At 66.4% G+C, this 7,668-nt stretch carries 6 protein-coding genes; all 6 read right to left on the bottom strand.

Annotation, left to right across the window (positions count from 1 at the left end):
- A partial coding sequence (locus tag VN419_RS05095) for a DUF3800 domain-containing protein (protein ID WP_325645124.1) occupies positions 1 to 546 on the bottom strand: 546 nt, incomplete at its 3' end.
- Positions 547 to 615: 69 nt separating this feature from the next.
- The gene (locus VN419_RS05090) at positions 616 to 2,142 is read right to left on the bottom strand and encodes a sigma-54 dependent transcriptional regulator (protein WP_325645122.1); all 1,527 of its coding nucleotides are present in this window, start codon (positions 2,140 to 2,142) and stop codon (positions 616 to 618) included.
- A complete protein-coding gene (locus VN419_RS05085) occupies positions 2,139 to 3,587 on the bottom strand; it encodes an HD domain-containing phosphohydrolase (RefSeq protein WP_325645120.1) in 1,449 nt (482 codons plus the stop codon). Before VN419_RS05085 ends, VN419_RS05090 begins: the two co-directional genes overlap by 4 nt.
- 21 nt (positions 3,588 to 3,608) lie before the next feature.
- A complete protein-coding gene (locus VN419_RS05080; protein WP_325645118.1) occupies positions 3,609 to 4,541 on the bottom strand; it encodes a TIGR01777 family oxidoreductase in 933 nt (310 codons plus the stop codon).
- A 244-nt stretch (positions 4,542 to 4,785) separates the two neighbouring features.
- The gene (locus tag VN419_RS05075) at positions 4,786 to 6,996 is read right to left on the bottom strand and encodes an SLC26A/SulP transporter family protein (protein WP_325645116.1); all 2,211 of its coding nucleotides are present in this window, start codon (positions 6,994 to 6,996) and stop codon (positions 4,786 to 4,788) included.
- Positions 6,997 to 7,093: 97 nt separating this feature from the next.
- Positions 7,094 to 7,668 (bottom strand): 4'-phosphopantetheinyl transferase family protein (locus VN419_RS05070; protein WP_325645114.1); only part of this gene is annotated, 575 nt, incomplete at its 5' end.

Here is a 7,668-nt window from a genome sequence, read left to right as displayed (position 1 = left end):
ACATTGAAGAATGTTATGCTTTTTTGAATCAACTTCAGCGATGTCCTCTCGATGGAGGACTAAACCATTTGTTCCGTTGTTATTGATTAGGTCAAGCACGAACTCTTTAAATCTCTCATTCTTGACTTTTGTCTCTGGGAGACTGTCAAAATAAATCCTAAGCCTCGTGCGTTCAGCAAAAGAAACTTTAGAAAATCCAAAAGCATGCTTGACAAACTGATAATACAAGAGGTGAAACTGATGCTCAACTTGTTCTGAGGTGAGTACAGGGACGTGTCTATTCTGCGTGAACATTACACGCATTCGAATTTCTTTCTCTCTGATATAGTCAAAATACAAATCAATAAGGTCGATGTATTTCTGAAGGTAGTTTTCGGTTACTTTGCTCCATTTAACCTCACCAATAAAATTTAAATCTCGCTTCTTGCTCTCGAGGGCGGCAGAAATCTTTGGAAGATGTGCAGAACAAACCGCAGCCCCACCATAAAAATTTGAATAATATCTGCCTTTTGAAATGGACTCGTCACACCATAAAGTAATTTCCATCAGCTGTGGGCTCCTCAACTATAACGTGCCCCAGCGCTATCACATTTCGGAAGAAAAACAAAGTCTATTCTATTCCGCCATCAGCCCATAGCCCTTCAATTTCCGGTACAGCGAGCTTCTGTCCAGGCCCACGGCCTCGGCCAGCCTGCTCACGTTGCCGCTGAACTCGCGCAGCTTGGCCTCCAGGAACTTGGCCTCAAAGGCCGCGCGGGCCTCCTTCAGGTCCAGCGGTCCGGCCGGGAAGCTGTCCGGCATCAGCCCGTCGGCCAGGTCGTCATCGTCGTCGGAAATCACCGACGCCGCCAGGGGCGTTGTGCCGTGCGCGGAAACCGCTGTGGAAACCGGCGCGGCATTGGACGACAGATTCGGCGCTGCCAAAGGCATCCGCGCCGCCTCGCCGTCGCTTGCGGGCACGCGGCACTGGGCCAGCACTTCCGGCGGCAACCTGTCCGGCGTCACGTCGCGGCCGTTCATGATGATGAGCATGCGCTCCACGAAATTCTTGAGCTCCCGCACGTTGCCCGGCCAGGGATAGGTGGCCAGCAGCTCCAGGGTGTGCAGGCTGAAGCGGGCGCGCTTGCACCCGCCGCGCTTCACCAGCTGCTCCACGAAGTCCTCGATAAGCAGCGGGATGTCGCTGGCGCGCTCGCGCAGGGGCGGCACGGTGAGCGGAAACACCTTGAGGCGGTAGTACAGGTCCTCGCGGAAGCTGCCCGCGCGTATCTCGGCCACCAGGTCCTTGTTGGTGGCGGCGATGACCCGCACGTCCACGCTGATGGTCTTGCGGCCGCCCACGTGCTCGAAGCGCTGCTCCTGCAGGATGCGCAGAATCTTCGCCTGGGTCTTCAGGCTCATGTCGCCGATCTCGTCGAGGAAGAGCGTGCCCTTGTGCGCCAGCTCGAACTTGCCCATCTGGGCCTTGTCCGCGCCGGTGAAGGCCCCTTTCTCGTGGCCGAAGAGCTCGCTTTCGATGAGTTCTTCGGGAATCGCGGCGCAGTTGACGGCCACCAGCGGCTGCCCGGCGCGGCGGCTTTGGGCGTGCAGCAGCCGGGCGGCTATCTCCTTGCCGGTGCCGTTCTCGCCGGTGATGAGCACCCAGGCGTCGGTGGGGGCCACCTGGCCGATCATCTCCTTCAGGTCGCGCATGGCCGGGCTTTCGCCGGTGAGGGTCACGGTCTGGTCGCCCAGGCTGTGGCGCAGGGCCAGGTTCTCCTGCTTGAGCAGCGAAAATTCCAGGGCCTTGCTGGCCGCCAGCAGCACCTTTTCGAGCGAAAGCGGCTTCTCGATGAAGTCGAAGGCCCCGTTTTTGAGGGCCGTGACCGCGGTCTCGATGGTGCCATGGCCGGAGATCATGATCACGGGCAGATCGGGCCGCTCCTCGCGGATGCGCGCCAGCACGGAAAGGCCGTCCTGTCCGGGCAGCCAGATGTCCAGGAACACGAGGTCCACGGCCTCGCCGGATTCCAGGTATTCCAGCCCGGCCTCGCCGCTGTCGGCCTCGGCCACGGTGAAACCTTCGTCCTCCAGAATGCCTTTGAGCGAAAAGCGGATGCCGGACTCGTCGTCCACCACCAGCACGCGTCCCTGCGCGGTCATGAATTCTCCTCAGCTTGCGTGTGCATTGGCGGTGCGGGCACCGCTCCAACCGGTGTGGGCTGCGCGAAATCGAAGCCGCCGCGCACCACCGCCAGGCAGGCGTCCACGGCCCCGGCGTCGTAGATATGGCCCCGGCCGGAACTTATCTCCTCCAAGGCCAGGGGCAGGCCCAGGGCAGCGCGGTAGGGCCGGTGCGAGCTCATGGCCTCCACCACGTCGGCCACGGCCAGGATGCGCGCCTCCAGGCAGATGTCCGGCCCGTGCAGGCCGCCGGGATAGCCGGAGCCGTCCAGCCGTTCGTGGTGCTCCAGCACGGCGCGGGCCACGGGCCAGGGAAAGTTCACCTCGCGCAGGATCTCGAAACCCACCTCCGGGTGTCCCTTCATGATGGCCATCTCCAGGTGCGAGAGGCGCGCGGGCTTGGAAAGAATCTCCGCGGGCACATAAACCTTGCCCACGTCGTGCAGGGTGCCCGCCATCTCGATGCCCTCCAGGGCGTCGTCCGAAAGGCCCAGGTCCTTGCCGATGGCGCAGGCCAGCCGGGCCACGCGCTGCTGGTGTCCGGCGGTGTAGGGGTCGCGCTTTTCCGCCATGCTGGCCAGGGCGTGCACGGTCTGGCGGAAGGTGGCCCGCAATTCGGCCATGCTGCTGCGCAAATCGGCCTCGGCCTGCTTGCGCAGGGCCACGTTGCGCACCACCAGCACCCGGCCCCGCAGTCCCTCGCGGGCCGCGCCCTTGTCCGGCGCGTACAGCGGCGAAACGGAAATGGCCACGGGAATCTCGCTCCCGGCGCGGGTGATGAGCAGCATGTCCTCGCACAGGGGATGCCCGCCGCGCGGCTGGCACAGTTCCTCCAGCCCCACCACGGGCTCGCGGCTGGCCTCGTCCAGAATGCCGAATAGCGTGCTCCAGCCGCAGCCCACGGCCTCGGCCACGCGCAGGCCCAGCATCTGCTCGGCCGCGGCGTTCATGTAGGTCACATGCCCGTTCTTGTCCGTGGAGACCACGGCCTCGGCCAGACTGCCCAGGGTGGTGGCCAGCAGGCGCTCGCTCTGCTTCAGGCGCGCGTCGGCCTCGAATTTCACCAGGGCCATCTCTATGGCCACGGTCAGTTCATGATCCTCAAAGGGCTTGGCCAGGTAGCCCTGCGGGCCGGATTCCTTGGCGCGCTCGATGGTGGCTTCGTCGCTGGCGGCGGTGAGGTAGACCACCGGCAGGCGGTGGCAGGAAATCAGCTTGCGCGCGGTGTCGATGCCGTCCAGGGGACCGCTGAGCTTCACGTCCATGAGCACCAGGTCCGGGCGGCAGGTTTCGGCCAGGGCCAGGGCCTCGGCCCCGCTCGCCGCATGCCCGGCCACCTCGAAGCCCAGCCGTGTCAGCCGGGCCTGGATGTCCAGGGACACGATGGCCTCGTCTTCGACCACGAGGATCCTGCCTTTGCTCATGCGCGCTTCCACGGTGCGACCCTACCCTGCCGCAAGGGCGGCTTCAAGAGCCCCGGCCAGGGTGGGGTGGCGGAAGCGGTAGCCCGCGGCCAAAAGCCGCGCAGGCACGGCGTTGACCCCGGAGAGCAGCACTTCCTCGGCCATCTGGCCCAGCAGCAGCTTGAGGGCGAAGGCCGGCGCGGGCAGAAAGGCCGGGCGGCCCAGCGCCCTGCCCAGGGCCTCGGCGAAGTCCCGCGAATCAACGGCCTGCGGCGCGGCCAGGTTGAACGGGCCGGAAAGACCCGGCGTCTCGATCAAAAACGCGATGGCTCCGGCCTCGTCATCCAGGTGGATGAAGGGCACCATCTGGCGTCCATTGCCCAGCGGCCCGCCCAGACCAAGGCGGAACGGCGGCAGCATCTTTTCCAGCGCCCCGCCCTTGCCCAGCACCATGCTGGTGCGGATGACCGCCCGGCGCACGCCAAGCTCCTCCGCGCCCCGGGTCGAGGCCTCCCACCCGGTGGCGACATGGGCCAGAAAGTTGTCGCCCGGCCCGGCGCTCTCATCCACGGGCTCGGTTCCTCGCGCGCCATAAAACCCCACGGCAGAGGCCTGCACCAGTACCGCCGGGAGCGCGTCCGCGCGCTTGAGCGCGTCCATGACCGCCGCTCCGGCCGCGAGCCTGCTGCCTTCGATGCGCGCCTTGACCTCCGGGGTCCATCTTCCGGCGGCGATATTCTCGCCCGCCAGATTTACTATGGCTGTGTCCGGGGTGATGAAATCCGCCCAACCCGCGCCGGTTTTGCCGTCAAAGGGCGCGCCGACGATGCGCGCGTGGGGCAGGCCCACGCCCAGCAGCGCCGCCACTTTCTCCGGCCTGCGCGAAGGGATCACGACCTCGTGCCCGCGTGACACGAGCAGCCGTGTGAGGGCCGTTCCGACAAAGCCTGTGCCGCCAAGTATTATTATGCGCATAATGGTTTTGATACGCAGAATCCTCACGCAGGGCAAGGGCGGTCAACTGAAGGCTGAGGAGGGAGGGATGCCGGGCGGCCTTCCCAAGGAGCCATGAAGCGCTCGGCGCATGGCAAACCCCGGTTCGGGGTGAGTCGAAGCGGAAGTGGCATTCCCTCACATTGAACGACCCCGGCCTCCGGGAGAGGGGCAGCCGCTTCTTCGCGACGCATGGCGAAGCCGAAGCACGCGGCGCGAGTGGAGGTTAATGCTGCGGCGCGGCGGTGTACTGGTGATAAAAGGTGATTGCGAGGCCGGGATTTTCGGCCTCCAGGCGGGCAAGGGCGTCCAGGGACAGGAAGAACAGCGAGCAGGGCGTGAGCGCGACGATGCGCCCCGGAGCGGCGTAGGCTTGCTCGGCGCTGGCGCGGCCCACCAGCGCCCCGGCCTTCAGGGTGCGCAGGCGCACCGGGGCCGCGCCCTCCTCCATGCGGGTCTCCTCCGCCTGGCCCGAGGCGAACAGCAGCACGCCATCGAGCGCGGCGCCCTCGTCCAAAATGGTTTCGTCCGGAGCGGCGCTCCTCGCCTCCAGATAGGGGGCCAGGCTCTCAAGCATGGCCTCGAAGCGTTCGCTCTTTTCTATCTGCGCAAGCAGGTCGTCCACCGTGCTGTCAAAGAGCGCGTCCTGCGACTCCGTGGTCTTGGTGGACTCGAAGCGGGCGAGGATGTCGTCCTCGCACCACTCCAGGGCGCTGTCCAGGCTCGGGAGGAACAGCAGCTTCTCCGCATCGTCCGGGGCCGTGCGCCGCATCTGCTGGGCCAGGCCTTCCGGCGCGGCGGCGAACAACGGCGTCAGGCCCGCGCCCGTGCAGCGCTGCACCATGCGCAGCAGGCAGTTCAAGGCCGAGGAATCGAAGCCGTTGACGTCCGAGAAGTCCAAAACGATGTAGCCCAGGGGGGCGCCTTTTTGCGGGCTCAGGTACTGGGACACCGTGCGGTTCAGCGTGTTGGCGGAGCCGAAGAACAGGTAGCCCGAAATGTGCAGCACGCGAATGGCGCCCGCGCGGTCGCGCAGAATGTGCTGTTCGGGAATGGAGCGCCGCACCGTGCTCGCCGGGCCGTCCGCCTCGGCCTCCTGCCGGACCACGGGAAGCTGGCTGTATTTGATCACGAAGACGGCGGCGGCCATGACCAGGCCGAAGGCCACGCCGGGCAGGAAGCCGAAGATTCCCACCGAGCAGAGGATGGCCAGCACCAGGCCGTATTCCGCGCGGGTCACCCTGGTGCGCATCCGCACCGCCCACTCCAGCATGGTGGCCAGGCCCATGAACATGGTCAGCCCGCCCAGGACGAAGCGGGGAACATGGGCGAGCACCGATGCGCCGGAAACGGCCGCCACGCCGGCCAGCAGACCGGCGGTGACGCCGACCAGCCGCGAGTTCGAGCCGGTCATGGGGCCGAGCATGGAGTAGCTGAGCGCCGTGAAGCCCGTGTGCGAGCCGCCCGGAGCGGCGATGAAATTCACTGCGGCGTTGAGGTACAGCTCGTGCCGCATGTCCAGATCGCGGCGCAGCATGGCTTCCATGCCGCTGCTGACCAGCAGGAAGGAGATGGCGGAAACCAGGGGGATGGTGCACAGCTGCGGAATCTGCTGCGCCAGCAGGTCCCAGCGGATCAGCGAGAGGTCGGCCACGCCGAACACGGGCCACAGCCGCGCGCCTTCCTCAATGCCGCCGAGCAGCAGCCCGGTGCGCTCCGCATCGGCCAGGCTTTGGCCCGTGGCCCAGAGGTAGACGGCGAAGGCCGCCAGGGCCGTTCCGATTGTGGCCGGCAGCGCCGCGCCGTTCTTGATGAGCTTGCTGGCCGCCAGCAGGGCCAGAGCCAGGGCCAGGCCCGGCAGCCACAGGGCGAGCGTTTCACCGGTGAAGAAAACCGCCAGGTTCGTGAGGTTGGGCGTTTCTCCGGTCATGATGATTATGCTGCCGCGCGCCAGCAGCCAGCCCACGCCCGCCAGAAAGCCCCCCACCACGGGATAGGGCATGTAGCGGACGAGGTTGCCCAGCCGGAAGCGCCCCAGCAGCAGGAAGAGCGCGCCCGTGCCCAGGGCGGAGAGCGCCATGGCCGCTCCCACGGTGACGTAGGCCGCGCGCGGATCCACGGCCCCGGACAGCGCGGTGGCGATGCCCGCGGCAACGGAGGCCAGAATGGCGGCGGGGGAGTCCTCGGGCACGCAGATGGCCGTGGGGACCGAGCTGAAGAGCGCCACCAGAAGGCACATGACGAAACAGCCGAACAGGGGCAGCCCGGAGGCCTGCGGGGCGAAGGGAGCCAGGGGGCCGGAGAAGATGAGCGAGGCCAGGGAAAGCTGAATGACGATGAGCAGCATGCCGACCAGAAGGCCGGAACACAGGGCCGGGAGGCAACGCTGGGGGGTCGTCGCGTCGTGCAGCAATTCTTGCCAGGATGTCGAGGACATGGCTGAAATTAAACCTCTCACGCGGCTAAGGCAAGCCTGCGGGCGGTGGAGGCCGCCATTGTTTGCGCAATGGCGGGAGGAGCGTCCGCCCGGTCCGTCATTGGAAAAACACGGCGAAGGATAAATTCGGCGCGTCGGCCGCCACGCTGCACTGATAGCCGGGCCCGGCGTCGATGTCGCGGGTCGTCCAGGCCGGAGCGGACGTCCCCTGCCCCGTCTGGCCGGGAAGGGAAACGAGCCAGTCCGCGTCGCCGGGATCCGGCCGCACCAGGAAGCCCTGCAACGGCAGGTTCAGCCCCATGCCCAGCGCCTTGAGCACCGCCTCCTTGCGCGTCCAGCAGCGGTGGAAGGCCACCGCGCGGTCCGGCTCCGGCTGGGCGCGGACGGCCGCGCACTCCAATGGATGCAGCTGCGCCGCGAGATCGAAGGCCTCCGGCAGGGGGCGGATCTGCTCCACGTCTATGCCCACGGCCGCGGCCCGGCAGAACGCCGCCCACACCATGCGCCCGGAATGGCTGATGGAGAAGTCCATGGCGTTGCCGCTGCCCAGCCATTCCGGCGGGCAGGCAGGCTTGCCCCAGGGGCCGAGGGCGAACTCCCCGGAAAACGGCCGCCCAAAGGCCGCGCCCAGCACGCGCCGCACCAGGGCCCGGCCCAGCAGGTGCCTGGCGG

Origin of the sequence: Humidesulfovibrio sp., from assembly GCF_035560995.1 — a bacterium.
Taxonomy (GTDB): domain Bacteria; phylum Desulfobacterota; class Desulfovibrionia; order Desulfovibrionales; family Desulfovibrionaceae; genus Humidesulfovibrio.
The sequence above is the reverse complement of the archived record's forward strand: the minus strand, read 5'-3'. Positions and strand labels throughout refer to the sequence as shown.